The 873-nt window shown below is 41.7% G+C and carries 1 protein-coding gene; it reads left to right on the plus strand.

From position 1 onward, the window contains the following. Nucleotides 1–873: IS4 family transposase (locus I6F43_RS19975; RefSeq protein WP_197103758.1), on the plus strand; the 873-nt coding region annotated here is incomplete at both ends.

Here is an 873-nt window from a genome sequence, read left to right on the forward strand (position 1 = left end):
TATTTGAATGCACCCAAAGGCATTGGAATAATGGCGCTAATCATCCTCATTGGAATGGGCTTACCTTGCTTGGTGTCGATGGTGTTGTTTGGCGTACGGATGACTCACCCCAAAACAATGAAGCCTTTACAAAACCGACCAATACACAATACCCACAGGTCAGAATGGTGTGTCAAATGGAGCTAAGCAGCCACCTAATCACGGGGAGTGCTTTTGATGATTACAAGGTCAATGAAATGGTGCTGGCTGAAAAGCTTATAGAAACCACACCCGATAACAGTCTCACTTTATTCGACAAAGGTTTCTATTCTTTAGGGCTTTTACATAAATGGCAAACGACTGGCAGTGAACGCCACTGGCTAATCCCCCTGAAAAAAAATGTGCAATATGAAGTTATTCAAACATTAGGGCGTAATGATAAATTAGTCCAACTTAGCAGCAACCCAAGAGCAAGAAAAATGTGGCCAACGCTGCCTGACACCTTAATAGCGAGGTTAGTGACTCGAAAAATAAAGGGTAAATCATACAGTGTGATGACATCGATGACAGATCCGATGCAATATCCGTCAGCCGATATAGGCGATTTATATAGTCACCGCTGGGAGATAGAGCTTGGTTATCGCGAACAAAAGCAATATATGCTGGGTAATCGATTAACATTAAGAAGTCGCTTACCTGCGCTTGTAAAGCAAGAGCTGTGGGGAGTGTTGCTTACTTATAATATGGTGCGATATCAGATGGTAAAAATGTGCCACACATTAAAAGGTGATTATTTACCATACCAACTCAGTTTCAATGGTAGTTTAGCTCAAATAATGAGGTTGCTTGTTGGATTACCTTATTCAACACCTGGAGCCATACCACGTCAATTAA

Origin of the sequence: Pseudoalteromonas sp. NZS71_1, from assembly GCF_015864305.1 — a bacterium.
In the GTDB taxonomy this organism is placed as follows: Bacteria; Pseudomonadota; Gammaproteobacteria; order Enterobacterales; family Alteromonadaceae; genus Pseudoalteromonas; species Pseudoalteromonas arctica.